Annotated in this window: 18 protein-coding genes; 3 read left to right on the plus strand and 15 right to left on the minus strand. The window is 43.0% G+C overall.

The features are described 5' to 3' along the window. Positions 1–563: 563 nt before the first annotated feature. From CDZ94_RS11900 to CDZ94_RS11920, 5 genes are all read right to left on the minus strand, one after another. Complete coding sequence (locus CDZ94_RS11900; protein ID WP_232735685.1) at positions 564–2,306, minus strand: glycoside hydrolase family 35 protein; 1,743 nt, start codon at positions 2,304–2,306, stop codon at positions 564–566. A 73-nt stretch (positions 2,307–2,379) separates the two neighbouring features. Then, the gene (locus CDZ94_RS21975; RefSeq protein ID WP_425352538.1) at positions 2,380–2,568 is read right to left on the minus strand and encodes a DUF6903 family protein; all 189 of its coding nucleotides are present in this window, start codon (positions 2,566–2,568) and stop codon (positions 2,380–2,382) included. Beyond that, entirely contained in the window at positions 2,569–3,450 is an 882-nt protein-coding gene (locus CDZ94_RS11910) for a carbohydrate ABC transporter permease (protein WP_096437310.1), read from the minus strand. Positions 3,451–3,460: 10 nt separating this feature from the next. Then, positions 3,461–4,351, minus strand: a complete 891-nt coding sequence (locus CDZ94_RS11915; RefSeq protein WP_096437312.1) for a carbohydrate ABC transporter permease — start codon at positions 4,349–4,351, stop codon at positions 3,461–3,463. A gap of 131 nt (positions 4,352–4,482) precedes the next feature. Continuing rightward, on the minus strand, positions 4,483–5,811 hold the full coding sequence (locus CDZ94_RS11920) for a carbohydrate ABC transporter substrate-binding protein (RefSeq protein ID WP_232735684.1): 1,329 nt from the start codon (positions 5,809–5,811) through the stop codon (positions 4,483–4,485). A 217-nt stretch (positions 5,812–6,028) separates the two neighbouring features. Here CDZ94_RS11920 and CDZ94_RS11925 point away from each other — a divergent pair, with 217 nt between their 5' ends. Next, positions 6,029–6,880 (plus strand): AraC family transcriptional regulator, encoded by an 852-nt coding sequence (locus CDZ94_RS11925; RefSeq protein ID WP_096437314.1) that lies wholly within the window; start codon positions 6,029–6,031, stop codon positions 6,878–6,880. A gap of 782 nt (positions 6,881–7,662) precedes the next feature. Here the strand turns inward: CDZ94_RS11925 and CDZ94_RS11930 are convergent. From CDZ94_RS11930 to gnd, 10 genes are all read right to left on the minus strand, one after another. After that, a complete protein-coding gene (locus CDZ94_RS11930) occupies positions 7,663–8,625 on the minus strand; it encodes a C-terminal binding protein (protein WP_096437316.1) in 963 nt (320 codons plus the stop codon). 40 nt (positions 8,626–8,665) lie between these two features. Further along, on the minus strand, positions 8,666–9,343 hold the full coding sequence (rpiA, locus tag CDZ94_RS11935) for a ribose-5-phosphate isomerase RpiA (protein ID WP_280951854.1): 678 nt from the start codon (positions 9,341–9,343) through the stop codon (positions 8,666–8,668). Positions 9,344–9,355: 12 nt separating this feature from the next. Beyond that, on the minus strand, positions 9,356–9,982 hold the full coding sequence (locus CDZ94_RS11940; protein ID WP_096437318.1) for a bifunctional 4-hydroxy-2-oxoglutarate aldolase/2-dehydro-3-deoxy-phosphogluconate aldolase: 627 nt from the start codon (positions 9,980–9,982) through the stop codon (positions 9,356–9,358). 27 nt (positions 9,983–10,009) lie between these two features. Further along, positions 10,010–10,999: a sugar kinase gene (locus CDZ94_RS11945; protein ID WP_096437320.1), complete on the minus strand. Its 990-nt coding sequence runs from the start codon at positions 10,997–10,999 to the stop codon at positions 10,010–10,012. A 33-nt stretch (positions 11,000–11,032) separates the two neighbouring features. Further along, positions 11,033–12,181 (minus strand): galactonate dehydratase, encoded by a 1,149-nt coding sequence (dgoD, locus tag CDZ94_RS11950; protein ID WP_096437322.1) that lies wholly within the window; start codon positions 12,179–12,181, stop codon positions 11,033–11,035. A 477-nt stretch (positions 12,182–12,658) separates the two neighbouring features. Beyond that, the gene (locus CDZ94_RS11955) at positions 12,659–12,916 is read right to left on the minus strand and encodes an HPr family phosphocarrier protein (protein ID WP_096437324.1); all 258 of its coding nucleotides are present in this window, start codon (positions 12,914–12,916) and stop codon (positions 12,659–12,661) included. Between the two features lie 140 nt (positions 12,917–13,056). After that, complete coding sequence (locus tag CDZ94_RS11960; protein ID WP_096437326.1) at positions 13,057–14,337, minus strand: TRAP transporter large permease; 1,281 nt, start codon at positions 14,335–14,337, stop codon at positions 13,057–13,059. 12 nt (positions 14,338–14,349) lie between these two features. Then, positions 14,350–14,925, minus strand: coding sequence for a TRAP transporter small permease (locus CDZ94_RS11965; protein ID WP_096437328.1), 576 nt, complete (start codon positions 14,923–14,925; stop codon positions 14,350–14,352). Between the two features lie 85 nt (positions 14,926–15,010). After that, positions 15,011–16,117 carry a TRAP transporter substrate-binding protein gene (locus tag CDZ94_RS11970; protein WP_096437330.1) on the minus strand — a complete coding sequence of 369 codons (1,107 nt, stop codon included), beginning with the start codon at positions 16,115–16,117 and terminating at the stop codon, positions 15,011–15,013. A 77-nt stretch (positions 16,118–16,194) separates the two neighbouring features. Then, positions 16,195–17,091, minus strand: coding sequence for a phosphogluconate dehydrogenase (NAD(+)-dependent, decarboxylating) (gene gnd, locus CDZ94_RS11975; RefSeq protein WP_096437332.1), 897 nt, complete (start codon positions 17,089–17,091; stop codon positions 16,195–16,197). Between the two features lie 168 nt (positions 17,092–17,259). Between gnd and CDZ94_RS11980 the strand changes: the two genes are divergently transcribed. Together CDZ94_RS11980 and CDZ94_RS11985 are read left to right on the plus strand one after the other, a co-directional pair. Then, positions 17,260–18,117: a MurR/RpiR family transcriptional regulator gene (locus tag CDZ94_RS11980; protein ID WP_096437334.1), complete on the plus strand. Its 858-nt coding sequence runs from the start codon at positions 17,260–17,262 to the stop codon at positions 18,115–18,117. Between the two features lie 22 nt (positions 18,118–18,139). Then, the gene (locus tag CDZ94_RS11985; RefSeq protein ID WP_096437336.1) at positions 18,140–19,666 is read left to right on the plus strand and encodes a gluconokinase; all 1,527 of its coding nucleotides are present in this window, start codon (positions 18,140–18,142) and stop codon (positions 19,664–19,666) included. Positions 19,667–19,984: the final 318 nt, after the last annotated feature.

Genomic DNA, 19,984 nt, shown 5'->3' on the forward strand with positions numbered 1-19,984 from the left:
CTTTACCACTAGATTGACATTTTTAAGTGGGGATCGGGACACTATTCAGCTTTTCTATCCCCCCTTTCTAAGGTTCAGTGACAGTACCCCCGCCCTTAATATGAAGGGTTGTTGGTACAAGGTTACTTTATATGAAAGCCGCGTAGCGGCCTTTTATTAAAAACAGCGTCAGGCTTCCGCAGCATGCTTTATAGTTTCAAGGATGCTTTTCCCTTGAGAGGAGCGTCGTGAAGCTAGCTGTCCTCTTATAAATCTTATCTTTTTAAAAAACTCATAGCTTTTCGATACTTCCTACTATGAGTTCATTCTTCGGGTGAAGTTCCTTTATTTAATTTGGCTCTTTTCTAAAAGATTGTTGCTATTTGTTTTTTGAGCGTTAGGCAAGCGCATGCTTGCCCTGTCACGCATAGCGTGACAGCTTTTTCAAGTCAAATGATAGGGGAGGAAAAATTCATTTGTCCGTAACATCATTTGACTTGAAAAAACGCTCAAAAAGCAACAAACTTTACGACCAGTTTTAGCAAGCAAAGTACGAGGAAGCAAAGAACCGTCCCCCCCGCTTCCTACCCTAATTGGTGATTATCTACTAAAGATACCTTTTGACTTTTGTTATTATGGATTTCAAATATTACGAGTTCATTTTCTCCTTTTTTTAATAAGGGGCCAGGCAAGTACAACGTTTTTTGGGGGCCTATATTCCAGTACCTTCCAAGGTTAAACCCATTGACGAATACAATTCCTTTTTCCCAACCTGGTAATTCAACAAAGGTATCCCCGACATTATCAACATGAAATGCTCCTTTATAAAATACAGGGCCGTTAACATCATGGTGATTAGCATGAAAGCTTAATTGATGGAGGTTATCCATGGGCAGAGAATAAATGGTCCAGTCAAATAAATATTGACGCTCAAACCTTACTCCCTCAGTAATCCCCTTTGGATCATTCATGAATGGGCCATAATTAACTCTTCCCAAGTTTTCTACTAATATATCAAGCTTTACTCCTTTTTCAGGAACGGAAAAGCGAATCGTGTTGTTATTCCACCGATCGTAGATTCCTTGTAGCTCTTGGTCTACAAACACCAAAGCGCGATCACGAACGTTTTGTAAAGTTAGTGGTGCTTCTTCCTTTGGCCCCTCTATATACGTGCTATAGAGGATAAACCCATAATCCTGCCCTAGCTTCTCCATTGTTTCTGGATGTACGTGCTGGCTAGGCTCACTAATCATGTCTAGTGCGTCAAATAACTTAATTGATTGTGTCATGTCTACTGTTCCGTAATTCATTTTTGGAATAGAGGGTGGCAATTTGAGATCGCCAATATCTTTATACTTGGAAATGGCTTGTCTCACAGCATGAAATTTCGGCGTAATGTCTCCTGCTTCACTTAACGGGCAGTCATAATCGTAGCTTGTAACTGTAGGAGCATATTCTTTATCATGATTTGCCCCGTTATAAAAACCAAAATTTGTCCCGCCGTGGAACATATAAAAATTAACGGAGTCCCCTCTTTTCAGCATTTCAGCAAATGTGTCGGCTGCATCTTGAGGATCTCGTTTGTGATGCTCTTCTCCCCAGTGATCAAACCATCCATTCCAATATTCCATGACAATATTTGGCGTACCGGGGAAGTACTCTTGTAATTTCTTAAATGATTGTTTAGGATTTGAGCCAAAATTAACGGTTGCCAAAATATCGTCAATCGTGCCACCTTGAAGCATTAAATCGGTAGGACCATCGGATGTAAACAGTAAAACATCGACCCCTCTAGAGATCATCGCCTCCTTTAAATAATGTAAGTAGCGTTTGTCATTCCCATAGCTTCCGTATTCATTTTCGATTTGCATAGCAATAATCGGACCGCCATGTGTTTGTTGTAACGGCTTTAATTTTTCCAAAATCACATCATAATAGTGATCTACCTTTTCCAAGAAGGGCTGATAGTAAGACCTCAGCTTCATGTTGCGATCTGATAGAAGCCATGCGGGTAAGCCGCCAAATTCCCACTCAGCGCAAATGTACGGGCTCGGACGAACAATAACATACAAGCCTAGTCGCTCTGCAATACGGATAAATTCTTCTATATTTGCCATGCCGCTAAAATTGAATTCGCCCTCTTTTGGTTCATGTAAATTCCAAGGAACATAGGTTTCTACACAATTAAAACCACAAGCTTTTAATTTCATTAACCGATCCTCCCAATATTCAGGGACAATTCTAAAATAATGAATTGCGCCTGAAATGATTTGGATTGGCTCATTTTTTAAATAGAGTTTATTTCCGCTTACTGTTAAATTAGACAAGAATGATAACTCCTTTATTAGATAATTACAGCTGCTCAAGCACGGAAGCATAAGAACCGTCCCTACGCTTCCTCTAAATGAACTTCCTATTATAATTCCAGAGCAAAAACAGTAGACCCGACAATCCGATAAGCTGAATAAGCAATTCTTCTCGTCCCACTGTCCTTTGACCATAAATAACTAAGAACAGACAAATGAGAAAGAAGATGATTTTTAAGGAAGCACGAGCACCGTCCCTAAGGTTCCGACGTATATTCTTCAATTAGCCTTTCACTCCTCCTACTGTCATCGCTTGAGTTAGTCGTTTTTGAACGATGATAAACAAGATCAGAGTTGGTAGCATAACTACGACCATCCCTGCATACAAAGGTCCGAAGTTCGCCGCAGATCGTTCAGCTGCCATTAAATTAATCAAACCAACAGGCAGCGTTTTATTCTCACCTGGCATTAATGTAAGGGCCAAAATAAACTCGTTCCAAAACAGCAAAAAGTTAAATAACACAACAATGATGATACTTGGTCGTGCCATAGGAAGCATGACAAGGAGCATCGTTTTAAAATATCCTGCACCATCGATTTTCGCTGCTTCTTCAAAGTCAGACGGCAGTGTTTCGAAATAACTAGATAATAGATAGATTGTAAAAGGTAGTGCCGTAGAGGCGTATATGAGTGCCAATATCACTCGGTTGTTTAAAAAGAAATCACCTCCTAAAATTCCACTCAAGGCTGCCTCCCAACCTAGGAGAAGAAGAAAAATGGGAACGACAATAAAGCTAACATTTACGAATAAACCTGCTTTAATGAAGGACTTTATAAGCTTGCTTCCTCTAAATGTAAAGCGCGATAGAACATAAGCTGCCGGTAGTGCCATGGCTAACAAAAACAATAATGCGAAAGAAGTGACGATGATAGAATTTAGGAAATACTGTCCCATATTAGCTTCTATAAAAGCCTCTAAATAGTTTTCGATGTGAAATCCATTTGGGAGCTCCCAGGGACTACCGTAAAACTCTTGATTTTTTTTTATTGACGCCAAAAAGATCCATGTGACTGGTATAATGATTACAATCGCTAATGATATTAAGGCTAAATAGATGAACGGCTTTGTGCCTATTCTTGTAATGATCTCGTTTATTTTTTTCATTTTTTGCCCCCTAATACTCTAGTACATCCCGTTTAGTAATACTGCTTACAATAGCGGAGATAGAAAATAAAAAGATAAAGACCACTACAGCAATTGCCATTCCATAGCCATACGACGAATTTCCATAAGCTTGGTTGTACATATAGGAAAGAAACACTTCTGAAGAGCGGTTTGGCCCTCCACCCGTCATTGCTGTGACTAACAAGAAACTTAAATTAACCGTGCTAATAATGTAAAAGGTCAAGGTTGTTCTAATCGTCGACCAAATTAAAGGAAGAGTAATGCTTGTAAATTCTTTAAATCTACTTATTCCTTCTAAAGAGGCCGCTTCATAATAGGATGAGGGAATACTTGCGATACTAGACAAATACATCACCATGTAGTAGCCGGTTGCTTGCCAAATTAAAGCTGCGGCAACACTATAAATGACAATCGTTTCGTTACCTAGCCACCTTCGTTGGAGCCCTTCTAACTGCAATAGATCTAAAAAGCTATTTAGTAACCCGGTTGATGGGCTGTAGATAGCAGAAAAGATACCAGCAATGACAACAATCGATAAGATATTAGGGATATAAAAGACAATCCGAAAAAACGTACTGCCTCTTGTGTCCTCCCTTACTAATACAGAGGCGATAAACAGCGCAAAGACGATGGTGATTAAGGCTACAACGACAATTAATAAAATTGAGTTTTGTACAGAACGAATAAAGTTCATATCATTCCATAACGACCTGAAATTGTCTAAGCCTATAAAGTGTTGGCTGCCAGACAATCCGCCCCACTGGTAGAGAGACATCCGGAATATTTCAGCTGTTGGGATTACCATAAAAAGAACAAACATAATTAATGCTGGCGCAAGACACAAAAGGATAAATAGATTTCTGGACTTAGTGTCTGTCATTACAATCACCTCTCTATTTAATGACCAGTGGAAGCGGCTCTGCTATTAACACGACAACTAGACCATCAAGTCTAGTTGTCAATTCTCTCTTCATACAATACGGATATATTCACAATTAACTCTCATTCTATTTACTCTACAGCTTGCTTTAATTGATCATTTGCTTCTTGAATTTTGTTTTGCCACTGTTCGACTGTCATTGTATCGTTCATGATACTGTCAATAGATCCGTACAATGTTTCTGACATACTGACTCCTGGTACAGGCTCTGTAGAAACGAATGTACCCATTGCAGGAAGAACATTTTCATCATCATAAACGCCATAATAGACTTGTCTGGCTCCTTCTAATTCATCTGTTATGCCTTCAATAGGTTGTACTGCCCCATGGTCAAGAAAAATAGAAGCTGCTTCTTCTGAGTACATATAAGTAATAAATTCTTTTGCTGTATCTTTATTTTCAGCGGCGGACGGAACCCAAATCTGCTCAAAGAAAGAGAAAGCGTACCGGTCTTCACCTTCACCAAACGATGGAACAGGCATCATTCCCCATTCAAAGTTGTCTTCTCTTGGAGCATCTTCCATCTCGCCCTCAACCCACGTACCGTTTGGCATAAACAATGCTTCATTATTTAAAATCAGCTGTTGATTTCTTCTGAAGTCATTAGGGTTTGCATTGGCAACCGTATCTGGATGAGTATAGTCCGCTAATTGCTGAATTGTTTCTAATACTTGTTTTGCCTCAGTTTTTTCCCATACACCTTCTTCATACATCATCACCGAATTATAGAAATCTGTTCCACCAGAAGCATATAGCATTGAACCTAGCAGTGTGTCAAAATAGCTAGCTGTTGCGTAAGTGAATAGCCAAATTCCCTCTTCTTGAGCCTTGTCACCTAATTCCCACATTTCGTCCCACGTTTCAGGGACATCCCAGCCTTTTTCCTCTAATAATCCAACGTTGTAAAACAAGCCTGTGGGACTATAAAACATTGGAGCTAGGTACGTTTCTCCATCAGCATAAGGGTTTGTCGCGAAGGTTTCCGTAAATCCATCGATTAACTTGTCTTCCACCGACTGCTCTTCGCCATAGACGTTTCTATTTAGAACCTCTGTAATATTCTCAAGACCGTTTTCCCTCACTAATGTTTCGGTCAAAGCTTCTTCCCTGTTCATCGCTAGCAAAACAACATCTGGATAGTCACCAGCCTGCATACTCGGGCGAATGACTTCTTCTAAATTTGATTCAGTCGTTAATTTAACCGTCACATCTTCGTTAGCCGCTCCATAAGCTTCAATGACATCCTCCCACATTTCACTTCCATAACCTGACTCTAATGCTGCTACATGAAAAGTTGTCGATTCTTCAGATCCAGTAGTCGCTTCATCGTTTCCACATGCAACTAAACCAACTGCCAGTAATACCGTGGACATAGAGAATAAAACGCTAGCTTTTATCAAACTTTTGACCCCCTTCATTGGATTTGTACTTATCATCATAACGACAATAAATAATTTTCACAATAAACATATTGTTCTGATTTTTATATATCTTGCTTTTTGTACTGGTGTAAAATAAAATTAATCGTATGTTGAAGATGGTAAAACAATACAATGGTTTTTTTAAGAGTTAAGAAAGCATCAATTCGCCTTGCGCTTTTCTTTAGGGGGGGACAACTTGTCTTACGAAGTCTATAAAGTAGAAGGTTTAAAAACAGAGCCATATCCATTAAAGCTCTTGTACGTCACACATTCAAATTATGATAAAGGGTGGCATAGCACGCAGCATTCTCATCATTTTACTGAACTTTTTTATATTGTTAGTGGAAAGGGATCTTTTGTTTTACGAGAAAAAGAAATTCCTGTGAAAGAGAATGATTTAGTGATTATAAACCCAAATGTTGAACATACCGAAAAGTCCAATCTTCAAGACCCGCTTGAGTATTTGGCATTAGGCGTTGAAGGCTTATCATTCTCACTTTCTAAGGAAAAAGAAGCGGAAATAGAATTGTTTACCTATCACGGGGAGAGTGAGGAAATTATATTTTATTTGAAGAAGTTATTATATGAGATTCAGAACCATGAACGTGAATACGAGATCGTCTGTCAAAACATTTTAGAGGTCCTCATTATTAAACTAAAGCGCGAGAAAAATCTCTCTATTCAATCGAGTAAACCTAAAAATATTAACAAAACTGTAGCCTTTTGCAAATATTATATTAACCAAAATTTTCGAGAAAATATAACACTCGACACATTAGCCAAAGTCGGAAACATCAACAAATACTACCTCGCTCACCGTTTTAAAAAAGACCTTGATATCACCCCTATAGAGTATTTAAACCAGGTCAGAATAAAAGAAGCCAAACTTCTTCTTGAGACAACCGATCACAGCATCGCAGAGATCGCAACCTTTAACGGATTCAAGTCGCAATCTTTTTTCTCCCAAGCCTTTAAACGCTCAACCGGCCTAACCCCTACTCAATACCGTAGGAAGCATGGGGACGGTTCGGGACCAGTGATAAAGTAGTGTTTTTTTCGGCAATTTTGGAAGCAAGGGACGGTTCCAGTGCTTCCAAAGTGGTTTTTATTAAAGCTGTTTCTTGAGAGGTTGTCGTTTATGCCGTTATTTGTCGAATCGCTGATATGTTGTTGATTTCCGCCGATATCTTACCAATTTGCGCTGATATCTCACCAATTTCCGCTGATTTCTTGCTTGAACAGCTGATGAAGCGCCTACTCACGCCGATATATTATTCAAATGATTACTCTTTTTGGTGTTTTTGAGCGTTTTTCAACTCAAATGATGAGGTTAAGGCAAAAATTTGCGTCCTTTTCTATTATTTGAGTAGTTGAAAGGCTGTTTTTTGAAAGATTGTTGCTTTTTGATAAGATTATCGCTCGAATTCGCTACAGGCGCAGACGATTTCCGCGGGTGCCGCTTCAGTATATGCGCCCTCGCCCCACTTCAGCAATAGCGACGGCATTTTTTCTTTTGACACGTCTAAACCTACAAATTTTGATAATAACTAGCTCTTTTCCTTTCCGTAATGTAGCTCTGATTTGGTTTTTTGTTTGTTTTCTCAACCAAATTAATTTACGAGTAAGGAGCTAGTTTCGTCATGATTCTCGCATTCTTTAAAGTCTCCCTTGAACGAGACTGTCCACTTATAGATTCTTACCTTTCTAAAAAAAGCGCAAGGCGCCTGCGTACCCGTCGAAATGTACTGTCCGATAAAAAGTACTTTTTACGACACGAGCCGATGGCGCCTTGCGCTAGATATTAATATGAAGCAGGAGAACCGTCCGTCCCTATGCTTCCCCAACAATGTACTTCGGAAAATAGCCAGATAATGTATCGGCGATATTTTCAGCTGCCTTTCGTTTAAGCTCCCGTTCAGCTTCTACAGAATAGAAAGCAGCGTGGGGACTGAGGATGACCTGGTCCATTTTCAGTAACGGGTTATCCTTCTCCACCGGTTCTTTCTCCAATACGTCGAGAGCTGCACCTGCAATCTCATTCTGTTCGAGAGCTTTGATTAACGCTTTTTCGTCGATCACCGGACCACGCGCTGTATTGATTACAAAGGCTGTATTCTTCATTGCTGCAAACTGTTCGTCGCTCATGATCTTTTCCGTATGCTGATTTAACGGAAGGTGAACAGATACATAATCGGATACGTTACAGACTTCATTCAAGTCGAGCAACTCCACCTGATGAGAGTCGGCCACTTCCTGCGGGACAAACGGGTCGTAAGCCACTACCTTGATCCCGAAGGCCTGAGCTTTCTTTGTCAGGTTCTGCGGGATGTTGCCAAAACCGATGAGACCGAGCGTTGTGCCTCTTAAACGAAATATCGGATCTGCAGCTTTAAAATCCCATTTTCCTCGCTTGACAGCCTCGTTTAGTAAGGCAATTTTTCTCGCACTTGCAAGAAGCATCGTCATGGCGTGGTCTGCAACTTCATCGAGACAATAGTCTGTGACATTGCTGACGATGATTCCCTTTTCGTTGGCAGCTTCAAGGTCGACATTATTAACACCGACGCCATACCTGGAAATGACTTTGCATTGATCAAGTGAGTCAATCACTTTTTTACCCAAAGGCGCATACTGATTCAATAGCGCGTCCGCATTTTTACACTTCTCAATCACTTCATCTTCTGTGCGACACTGTTCAAATACTAATTCCACATCAAGATCAGCAAATACTTCTTTTTCCGGCTCGAAAGTACTGTATTCAAAATCTGTAACAACAACCTTAAACTTAGCCATATTTTCACCTCAGCAAATCAAAAAAATTTAGTGACATTTTTCAGTTTTTCGCATGGATGGAGACTCCATGATGATGTCCGGTCAGAATAACATCGGCTAAACCGGTAAATATGCCGGTTTCCAGAACACCGGTCGTCATTTTCAAAGTTTCATGAAGCGACTGATTTACCTCTGCCCCATGATAATCGCAATCGAGTATGTAATTGCCATTATCGGTGACAAACGGTTGATCATCGACCTTTCGCAAAGTTGGGAGGCAGCCGGTATCGGTTACTTTTTTCCATGTTTGTTTCCAGGAAAACGGCGTGATTTCTACCGGCACATGAAATTTGCCGAGACTGGAGACCCGTTTTTGCTCATCAATGATAATGATTTTTTTCTCCGACAGTTCCAATACCATCTTTTCCCTTAGGAGAGAACCGCCACCGCCTTTAATCAGGTTAAAATGCTCATCCGCTTCATCCGCTCCGTCTATGGCCAGGTCCAATTCGTTGACATCATCACTGTCGACTAAAGGGATCCCCAGCTCGTGTGCCAGCTTCTCTGTCTTGACAGAGGAGGAAACAGCCCTGACATTCAAGCCTTCCCGGACACAATCTCCCAGCTTTTTTACCATCCAGTTCACTGTTGTGCCTGATCCTAAACCAAGCGTCATCCCGTCATGAATATACTCAACGGCTTTCTCGCCGGCCTGACGTTTCATGTTTTCAACATTCACTAGCCCCACGCCTTACTTTAATTTGCTCATGATTCTTTTTGCCCGTTTCGTAAGCTCAGAGAACTGACTGTTTTCAATGGCCTGTTTGTCCAGCAGCGAACTGCCCATCCCGCAGGCAATGGCCCCAGCATTCCAGTACTCCTGGATATTCTCTTCACTGATGCCTCCGGTTGGAATGACCGGAATTTGCGGGAATGGTCCTTTTAATTCCTTTATATAACGCGGTCCGAATGCAGAAGCGGGAAATATTTTCACACAGTCCGCCCCCTGCTCAACTGCCTGTACCATTTCCGAAGGCGTAAGAACTCCGGGGATTGAAATTACCCCGTACCTTTTGGCAGCCTTCACAACCTTCTCGTTATAATTCGGTGAAAAAATAAATGATGCTCCAGCGTGAATCGCATTTACAGCAGTCACTTCATCCATAACCGTCCCTGCGCCGATCCATGCTCGGTCGCCATACCTTCTGTTCAACTCAGCCAGCATATCTGCCGAATCCGGCTGCTGCATCGTCAGCTCCAGGTTCGTGATTCCCCCTTCTAAAAGAGCTTCCACAATATTAAAAACTTTATCTTCAGGGGGCGTCCTGAGTACAGCAATCACAGGCGAATGCTTCAGTTGTTCTAGATTTGAACCCATCTCCTGACACCTCGCGATCCTTTATTATTATCTGTTTACGTCTTCCAAGACTGTGTCATCCGTTTTCGAATTGGTCTGTTCGATCATGTTGATTAACTCATCAGACCTTGGAAATCCTTCAATATCTCCTGGCACCTGAACAGTAACCGCTCCAGCGGCATTTCCGTACTTCACAGAGTCATGAATATTCAAGCCTTTTAACTGCCCGCTCAGAAAGCCGGCTGCAAAGGCATCTCCAGCACCGATGGGATCGACAACTTTGGCGACCGGATAGCCCGGCACTGTCCCATCTTCATCTGAAGTCGAATAATAGGCACCGCTTTCACCTAATTTCACGATGACTGTCACTTCAGGATTCAACTTCCTGTAAAAAGCCGCAATTTCTTTCGGATCGTAGCTGCCCATCAGCTGGAAACCTTCAGTCTGACCGATCAGAATCACATCCGATCTCTCGGCAATATGATTGAGCGTGCGAACCGCCTCTTTTTTATCCGACCACAATTTCAGTCGTAAATTCGGATCGAATACAACCGGGATCTGATAATCACGGCCCATTTTCAGCAGTTCTTCCGTAACTTCCAGACAACTCTCGCTTAAAGCCGGCAGAATACCGGAGACAAGTACGTACTTGGCCTCTTCTACATAAGCGCTGTCCAGCTGTGATTTATCCAACCGACTTGCTGCTGAATGGGCACGGTAGTAATAGACATTCACCTTATTGCCCGATTTTCTCTCCTTAAAAAACATTCCGGTCGGTGCTGACTCATCTACTGTTACCATCGAGGTATCGACACCTTCACCGCGGATGACCTGGCGGACATAGTTTCCAAACGGATCATTGCCGAGACGGCTGATCCATCCGGCCCGGTGCCCTAGCCTGCTTAGCCCTACTGCTACATTTGATTCCGCTCCTCCGATTTGCTTCGTAAATGAATGGGCATATTCGAGAGGTACGGACTGCTCAGGATTTAATATCACCATCGTTTCCCCGACAGTAATGACTTCTGATGAATTCATGATTGAGCCCTCCATTCATAATTTGAACACCCACTACCACTCTGCAACACTGCCGTCTTTATGACGCCACACCGGGTTTTTCCACTTAAAATTGTCATCATGTGCTTTACGGATTTTCTCTTCGTCAATGTCGATTCCAAGCCCTGGCCCTTTCGGAAGTTCTACAAAACCATCTCGGAAGTTGAAAACCGACTCGTCCGTCACGTAGTCTTTAAGATCATTACCTACATTATAATGAATACCGAAACTCTGCTCCTGAATAAAGGCATTGTGAGATACCGCATCGACCTGTAGACACGAAGCAAGTGCGACCGGGCCGAGCGGGCAATGTGGAGCAAGAGCGATGTCATACGCTTCTGCCATTGATGCGATTTTCCTACATTCTGTAATGCCACCTGCATGAGAAAGATCGGGCTGGATTATATCTGCATAGCCCTGCTCAAACAGGTTTTTAAAATCCCATCTGGAATACATTCGTTCCCCGGTGGCGATCGGAATCGAGGTATTCTTAGCGATTTCAGCGAGTGCTTCATTGTTTTCCGGAAGGACAGGCTCTTCAATAAACATCGGTCTGTACGGCTCCAGCGCTTTTGCAAGAATCTTAGCCATCGGTTTATGCACGCGCCCGTGAAAATCGATCCCGACATCGACCTGGTCTCCAACTGCATCACGAATTGCCGCAATGCGGTCAACTGCTTCATCCACTTTTTTGTAGGAATCGATATACTGCAGCTCATTGGTTGCATTCATCTTCACGGCAGTAAAGCCCGATTCCAGTTGTTTCTTTACTTCATTAGCCACATCATCCGGCCTGTCTCCTCCAATCCAGGAGTAAACACGCATCTTATCCCGGCATGCTCCGCCAAGTAATTCGTATACAGGGACGTTCAACCACTTTCCTTTTATATCCCAGAGCGCCTGATCAATGCCGGCAATGGCACTCATATGAATTGGGCCGCCTCTGTAAAATCCGCTTCTGTACAATACATTCCATGTATCTTCAATAGCAAGTGGGTTAGAGCCGATTAAGTAATCCTCCAGTTCCTTAACTGCTGCTTTAACTGTGTGGGCACGGCCTTCCACGACCGGCTCTCCCCAGCCGACAAGACCTTCGTCTGTCTCCACTTTTAAGAAGCACCACCTTGGTGGAACAATAAAGCATTCCATAGACGTGATTTTCATGCAACCCCTCCTCAAGATATCATTAGGGACATGGGGACAGGTCCCTTGTCCCGGCTGTTTTTTCAGCTGCTCCTGCGGTTCCTCGTCGCAAGAAGACCATTGTTACTTTTCCCGCTGGAGTCGCCGCCTTTCGCTCTTTCATTCTATTAATCAATAACGTCAATCTATGTGAAAGGTGCCTTTATTAAAACCAGCGTTAGTTTCCGCCGTATTTTTTAAAGTCTCAGTGATACTATATCCCTTTAGAGAAGTTAAACTTTCTTAAAGTATAAAGAAAAGCGCAAGCGACTTGGCGTCGTGCGACATGGGAAGCTTGACTTATCGCCAAAAAGGCTAAAGTGACCTCATAGCTGTCTCTTCCCCTGCTAGCAATGCTCCGATGTGTATCCGCGCCCGAGACAATCCGCAGCTTATTCACGAAGTAATGCTAGTCACTGAAGCTAGACACCGAAACGTAGATTTTGCTTTCTTAACTCTTTAAGTTAAAAACTGTACCACTTTATTTAACGCCTCTTGAGCATCTGAGCCCTCCGCCCGGGCCGTCACTCTGTTTCCGTTACCGATCCGCAGGCTCACAAGTCCAAGGAAACTCTTTACATTGGCTTCAACGACATTCCCTCCGGACCGGTTGACGATATAGACATCCGACTTAAACGGGGCGAGCAATTGTGTCAACTCAACAATTGTTTGTTTTTCATTTAGATTAATGACGATTTCCGCCGTAGCCTTCTCCATGAAAGCCAGCCTCCTTTAAAGGCAACTTGGCTTGCCGCCAACCTTAATGGCGGAAGCCTTAGTTGCACTTATAACTTTATTTAGCGAACTAAAAAAATCTTAAAGTATAAAATGATGAACCACTTCCCCCGTCAAACCCTTTAACGGAATGACGGAAGGTAAAGAGAAATTTGAGGAATAAAAGTAATGATAAGCAGAGCAACAATCATCGCAATAAAGTAAGGTATAACAGCCTTGGCAATCGACATAATGGGCAGCCCAGAAATACCGGAGCTTACAAATAAGTTTACGCCTAAAGGCGGAGTAATAAATCCGATCGCGAGCGTGACAATCATGACCATACCGAAGTGAACCGGGTCATAGCCGAACTCCATCGCTACCGGAAGAAGAAGCGGTGTCAGAATAATGATGGCGGCTAGCGTATCCATGAAACAGCCTACTATTAACAGAAGGACAATAATTAAAAGCATAATAATAACCGGATTCTCTGAAATGGTGACCATCCAGTTGGCAATCCGTGTCGGCACCTGCTCTCTCGTAAGAAGCTGGCCGAACGCTGTTGCCGAACCTACTACAATCAGAACCGTCGCTGTTGTCAAAGACCCCGAAGCTAGTACACTTGGAAGCTTTGAAACCGGCAGCTCTTTATATACGAACACACTGACTATCAGCCCATAAACGACCGCAATCACAGCAGCTTCTGTAGGCGTAAAAATGCCACCATAAATACCGCCGAGAATAATGAATGGAATCAGGAGTGCCCATTTGGCATGCCAGCACTCTCTCGCGAAGCGTTTCATTGAAAAAGGTTCATTGTTCGTGCCTCTATAGCCCATTTTTTTTGAGTAGTAGTACGCAAAAGCAATCAATCCTGTAGCAACAATCAGTCCCGGAAAAATACCAGCAATAAACAGGTCCCCAATGGATGTAGAGCCCGTTACACCATACATAACCATTGGTATACTCGGAGGGATCATTACACCGAGCGAGCCTGCTGCGGCTACAGTTGCTGTTGCAAAGCGTTTATCATACCCTAAGCTGACCATAGCCGGGATCATCATTCCCCCGATTGCGGCTACAGTGGCAGGTGCAGAACCTGAAATGGCAGCAAAGAACAAAGCAGTCACAATCGTTGCAATCGCGAAGCCGCCTGTTTTATTACCCACAAGTGAATTGGCAACACCGAACAGCCTTTCTGTAATACCGCCCCGCCCCATAATCTCACCTGCGATGATGAAGAATGGAACAGCCATTAAAGGAAATGAATCAATTGATGTTACCATCGCCTGTGCCAAAAACTCAAAAGACAGTACATCAGCAAATGCGATGGTCAAAAGTGTCGCTACCCCGAGTGCAATTCCGACCGGTACACTTAGCATCAGTAAAATAGCAAAACTTATAAACAATATTGCTTCAGTCACGGTTTTTCCCTCCTATCTATCCACTTTCGGATCTTCCTGCTCACTGCTTTCGATCAGATCATCCTGGTCTTCCAGTGCTTTATCGTGTTCTAATTCAACAGAAAAATCGCCTTTTCCGGCTAACGCTCTTCCTTGCTGAATTAACTGCTGAATAAGACGGATAATCGTCAATCCCATGCCTACTGGTGTGGCTAGATACACAAAACCCATAGGAACTCCGAGGCCTGGTGACCTTTGACCCAGTTCCAGAATACGCGTGGCGATCTCATTTCCGTAATAAACAACGACCACAGCAAACGCGAGAAAAATAACGTTAGAGATCATATTTAAAATAATTTTGCCTCGCTCTTTAAAGAGAACGAGCATGACATCGACCTTGATATGCCGCTGTTTCTTAATACCGTAACTAATACCGATATAGACAAGCCAGATAAAAGAAAACCTCGCCAGTTCTTCTGACCATGCAAGGGAATCGCCAATCACATAGCGCATAAATACTTGCAGAGCGATGATAAAGATCATGATGCTGGAGAAGATCACCAGCAGCACTTCTTCAATATGCTCATCAAGCCACCGTATAATCCGCATAAGTACACCGCCTTTCCAGCACGAAAACTGGTTGATTAATTGCAGTAGAAGGAACTGCCCTTAAGCAGTTCCTTCATAAATTGAATTACTCTAAATTTTGTTCTGCTTCTTCAATTGCATCATAAAATTGTTCTACAAAATCCTGGTCCAGCTTCTCTGCAAAACTGTCATTGACCGGCTGAACGATTTCTGCCATTTCTTCTCGCGCCTCATCTGTTACTTCGGTATATTCCATACCTTCATCAATCAGGCTGTCAAGAAGTTCATTGTTTTGACGGCGGTTTTCTTCAATCTGGAATTCTCCGGCATCCTGAGCGGCGTCACGTACGATCTCCTGATAATTATCTGGAAGCCCATCGTAGAACTGCTTACTCATTAGGAAAACAAAGGGGCTGTAAACGTGGTTCGTATCGGAATAGTGATCTTGAACCTCATAGTACCCTTCAAGGTAAATCGTCGCGAGCGGGTTTTCCTGCCCGTCTACTGTTCCTTGCTGCATCCCTGTAAAGAGCTCACCAAATGCCATCGGTGTAGGGTTCGCACCTAACTCCGAGAATGCTTCCAGGTGAACTTCATTTTCCATCGTACGTAAAGTGAGACCTTCGAAGTCTTCAGCTGTTGCAACTGGCTGAACACTGTTCGTTAAATCACGGTAACCATTTTCCCACCATGCAAGGCCGACCATTTCCTGATCTTCTAGAGCGTCAAGAAGGCGATCGCCCACTTCGCCGTTCAGCACTTCCATTGCTACCTCTTCATTAGGGAATAGGAATGGGAAGTCAAGGATCGCATATTCTTCAACAAAGTTTGTGATTGGAGCCGTTGAAGGAATCGTAACTTCCTGACTGCCAAGCTGTAACGCTTCCATCATTTGTCGGTCATCGCCAAGCGTACTGCTGTGGTAGGTTTCAACATAAACATCACCGTCAGTCGACTCTTCAACAATCTCCTTAAACCTTAGCAAACCTTCATACTGTGGATGCTGGTTATTCAGACCAATCCCTGCTTCAATGACATAAGACGCTTCAGCACTGCTGTATTCAGAAGCTTCATCTCCATTGGTATCGCTTTCATTTTCACCATTCGCACCGTCGTCTGCACCATTTGAAGCATCGTCTTCTCCTCCGCATGCCACAAGTCCGGCAACTAATGCTAGTGATGCTAACCCTGTAAACAATTTGTTTTTCTTCATTATTTTTCACCCCTCTATTTTTTTGGGGGAAATTTCTTTCCCCCTACAAGCCAAAACCTCTGCTAACTGTTTATGAATTATTTTTTTACGACAGCGTGACCGCCGAATTCGTTTCTGAGCGCAGCGACAACTTTCCCTGTGAACGTATCATCTTCAAGCGAACGGTATCTCATCATTAGAGAGAGTGCAATGACCGGAGCAGGCACCTGCAAATCGAGTGAAGACTCAACCGTCCATTTCCCTTCTCCTGATGAATTCATTACACCTCTAATATCATCAAGCTTCGGATCTTTAGAGAAAGCATTTTCCGTCAGCTCCATTAACCATGAACGGATGACAGAACCGTGATTCCAGACTTTTGCCACTTTTTCATAATCATAGTTAAACTGGCTCTTTTCCAAAATATCAAAGCCTTCTGCAATAGACTGCATCATTCCGTACTCAATTCCATTATGAATCATCTTCAGGAAATGTCCGCTCCCCGGTTCCCCGGCATGAAGGTAACCGTTTTCAATTGTAGTATCAATAAAAATCTGCTCGATCTGGTCAATGACTTGTGAATCTCCACCAACCATCATGCAGGCACCCTGCCTTGCACCGTCAATGCCACCACTTGTACCAACATCGACAAAATGAATGCCGTTTTCTTTTAGCAGATCTGCTCTTCTGAGAGAGTCATTATAATTTGAATTTCCGCCATCTATAACAATATCCCCCTGGGTCAGCGATCTAGATAATACCTGTACCAGCTCTTCCGTAATGTCACCTGCAGGTACCATCAGCCAGATCACTCTCGGAGTTTCCAGTTTTTCAATCACTTCTTCTACGCTCGAAGCCGGAATCGCACCTTCCTCTTTAAGCGCTTTCACTTGATCCGTGTTAACATCGTTTGCTACGACTTCATGGTTATGATCAAGCAGATTCAGCCCGAGGTTGTATCCCATCTTACCGAGTCCAATTAATCCGATCTTCATCTCATCACTCCTTCCAAACTCAAAAAAGAAATATGTTTTCTTTATACTTTCATTATAAGATAAAAAATTTCTTTTACAATACCTTTATTTGAAAAAATATTTTTTTATTTGTATTTTTGCAGTATACTATAAGAAGAATTCACTAAGCAGAATAAAGGAGGGTGTTACATGTCACAGCTTGATAAAGGGCACTGCAAACACCGCATCAAGGCCTCATATCATGAATTTCGTGTTAAAGAAAAGGTGATTGCGGACTACATCCTCAATCACCCCGAAGAAATTATCCACTCAACGATCAGCCAGGTGGCAGAAAACCTCAATGTTGCCGAAGCGACGGTTTTCAGATTCTGTAAAAGGATCGGCTTTAAAGGTTACCAGGCCATGAAAATTGCACTCGCCTCCGAGATTGTAACCGACGTGAAAGACATTCACGAAACCATTCAGGAAGGCGATGATGAAAAACTGATTGCCGAGAAGGTGTTTAAATCAAATATTCGGACGTTAGAGGGCACACTTTCGGTTATCGACAGCGATAAAATGAAAGAAGCCGTTGATATTCTGGTCAACGCCAATCGTATCGAATTTTACGGAAACGGTGGTTCAGGGATTATCGCAAACGATGCCCACCACAAATTTATCCGTACCGGTATTCCAACAGCTGCCTACAGCGATTCGCATTTTCAGGTGATGTCTGCTTCACAGCTGACCGAAAAGGATGCCGTCGTATTTTTTTCACATTCGGGAACGAACCGGGATATTTTACAAACACTTGAAGTCGCAAAGGAACACCGGGTACCTACGATCGGCATTACAACCCTCGCTAAATCGCCTTTAAGCGAAAGCGTCGATGTGGCACTCTTTACTGTCTCCGAAGAAACGGACTACCGATCCGAGGCTTTAGCGTCACGTCTTGCACAGCTGAGCCTTGTTGATGCTCTTTATGTAAACGTTAGCATCCGGCGAAAAGAACGAATGCAGGAATCCGTCAGTAAAATGAGACAGGCCATCTCAAGGACAAGGATCTAAATATTAAAGGAGCTATACCACCATGCTGAAAAAATATGTCATTGGTTTAGATATAGGGACGACAAGTGCAAAGTCCGTTATTTTTAATAAACATGGCGATGTCATTTCTGAAGATGAACAGGGGTACCCGACAGTCCATAATAAACCTTCCTGGTCGGAACAGGACCCCTTATTAATAGAAAAAGCGGCGATCAGCGCTATTCGTCTTTCATTACAGAAAAAAGGGATTCATCAAGATGAGATTATATCAGCAGGCATCTCTTCAGCCATGCATTCTCTCATCTGCACGGATGAAAACAATAACCCGCTATCTCCATCTATCACCTGGGCCGACGGACGAAGCACTGCCCAAGCTGAACAATTAAAAGCTTCAGGGGCAGGAGAAAGCATCTATTTAAAAACAGGAACACCCATTCATCCGATGTCCCCCCTGGTAAAACTAATCTGGATGAAAGAAAATCAGTATGAACCTTATTTACATGCCAAAAAGTTTCTATCAATAAAAGAGTTTTTAACTGCGCGCTGGTTCCAGAGAGATGCGGTCGATTATTCTATCGCGTCAGCAACGGGTTTATTTGACATCTACCGTAGACAATGGAATAAGGAGGCACTACATCTTGCAGGCATAGAAGAAACCCAGCTCTCGCGTCCAGTGCCCGCTTCATACATTTTCTCCGGCATGTCACCTGCCATTGCCAGAGACATGAGCTTAGATGCCGGGACACCTTTTGTTGCCGGCGGCAGTGACGGCCCGCTTGCCAATCTGGGTATTGGTGCCATTAAACCCGGAGAATCCGCCATTACCATTGGGACAAGCGGAGCAATCAGACAAATGTCGTCCTCGCCTCACACCGATGAGCGTCAAGAAGTGTTCTGCTATTCTTTCACCGAAGACCTATGGGTGCTCGGAGGACCGACAAATAACGGCGGCAATGTTTTGGAATGGCTAAAGAATACACTGGGTCAAAATGAAGTCGAAAAAGCCGTAAAGCAGGAGAAAGACCCTTATGCATTGTTAATTGAAGCGGTCGAAGAGATCGCCCCTGGCGCGAACCGCCTGTTATTCCTGCCTTACTTAAACGGGGAACGAGCTCCCCATTGGGATGCTTCCGCCAGAGGGGCCTATGTAGGATTATCCGTCGATCACACCCACCGCCATATGGTCCGTGCTGGCCTGGAAGGTGTTTTATTCAGCATTCTTAGCGTTTCTAATTCGATGGAAAGACTTACAGGCAAAACAAATAAGCTGTATGCTAGCGGCGGCTTCGCAAGGTCGGACACCTGGGTTCAGATGCTGGCTGATATTTTCGGCCACAGCATACATTTGCCAGTATCCCATCAGAGTTCCGCATGGGGGGCAGCCTGGGTAAGCCTGTATGCCGTAAATGAAGTACCCGACCTCATTTCAATAAAAAATAAAATTCCAATGAAACGTATTGTGGAGCCGGATCCTTCAAACCACCAACAGTATAAGGAGATTTATCCGATATTCAGCAGCCTTTACAATGCGTTGAAACCCTCTTTCCAACAGCTCAATTATTTAAAATAGGAAGCAAGGGACGGTTCCAGTGCTTCCAGCATGGCGGTTTTTTATTAAAGCTGCTCCTTGAAATGTTTGTTGTTTTAGCGCGTTATTTGTCGAATCGCTGATATCTGAGCTATTTCCGCTGATATCTTGTTGATTTCCGCTGATATGTTGCCTATTTGCGCTGATATCTTACCAATTTCCGCTGATAAATTGCTTGAACAGATGATAAAGCACGCCTACTCAAGCCGATATATTACTCAAATGATTACTCTTTTTGTGTTTTTGAGCGTTTTTCAACTCAAATGATGAGTTTAAGGCAAAAATTTGCGTCCATTTCTA

This window comes from Alteribacter populi, from assembly GCF_002352765.1.
In the GTDB taxonomy this organism is placed as follows: domain Bacteria; phylum Bacillota; class Bacilli; order Bacillales; family Salisediminibacteriaceae; genus Alteribacter; species Alteribacter populi.

Excerpts from the sequence above, each read along its gene's own strand:
- gnd (WP_096437332.1), bottom strand. The coding sequence starts at position 17,091 with ATGAAGATCGGATTAATTGGACTCGGTAAGATGGGATACAACCTCGGG.
- dgoD (WP_096437322.1), bottom strand. The coding sequence starts at position 12,181 with ATGAAAATCACGTCTATGGAATGCTTTATTGTTCCACCAAGGTGGTGC.
- CDZ94_RS11955 (WP_096437324.1), bottom strand. The coding sequence starts at position 12,916 with ATGGAGAAGGCTACGGCGGAAATCGTCATTAATCTAAATGAAAAACAA.
- CDZ94_RS11945 (WP_096437320.1), bottom strand. The coding sequence starts at position 10,999 with ATGAATTCATCAGAAGTCATTACTGTCGGGGAAACGATGGTGATATTA.
- CDZ94_RS11980 (WP_096437334.1), top strand. The coding sequence starts at position 17,260 with ATGTCACAGCTTGATAAAGGGCACTGCAAACACCGCATCAAGGCCTCA.
- CDZ94_RS11985 (WP_096437336.1), top strand. The coding sequence starts at position 18,140 with ATGCTGAAAAAATATGTCATTGGTTTAGATATAGGGACGACAAGTGCA.
- CDZ94_RS11940 (WP_096437318.1), bottom strand. The coding sequence starts at position 9,982 with ATGGGTTCAAATCTAGAACAACTGAAGCATTCGCCTGTGATTGCTGTA.
- CDZ94_RS11915 (WP_096437312.1), bottom strand. The coding sequence starts at position 4,351 with ATGACAGACACTAAGTCCAGAAATCTATTTATCCTTTTGTGTCTTGCG.
- CDZ94_RS11965 (WP_096437328.1), bottom strand. The coding sequence starts at position 14,925 with ATGCGGATTATACGGTGGCTTGATGAGCATATTGAAGAAGTGCTGCTG.
- CDZ94_RS11910 (WP_096437310.1), bottom strand. The coding sequence starts at position 3,450 with ATGAAAAAAATAAACGAGATCATTACAAGAATAGGCACAAAGCCGTTC.
- CDZ94_RS11930 (WP_096437316.1), bottom strand. The coding sequence starts at position 8,625 with ATGGCTAAGTTTAAGGTTGTTGTTACAGATTTTGAATACAGTACTTTC.
- CDZ94_RS11970 (WP_096437330.1), bottom strand. The coding sequence starts at position 16,117 with ATGAAGAAAAACAAATTGTTTACAGGGTTAGCATCACTAGCATTAGTT.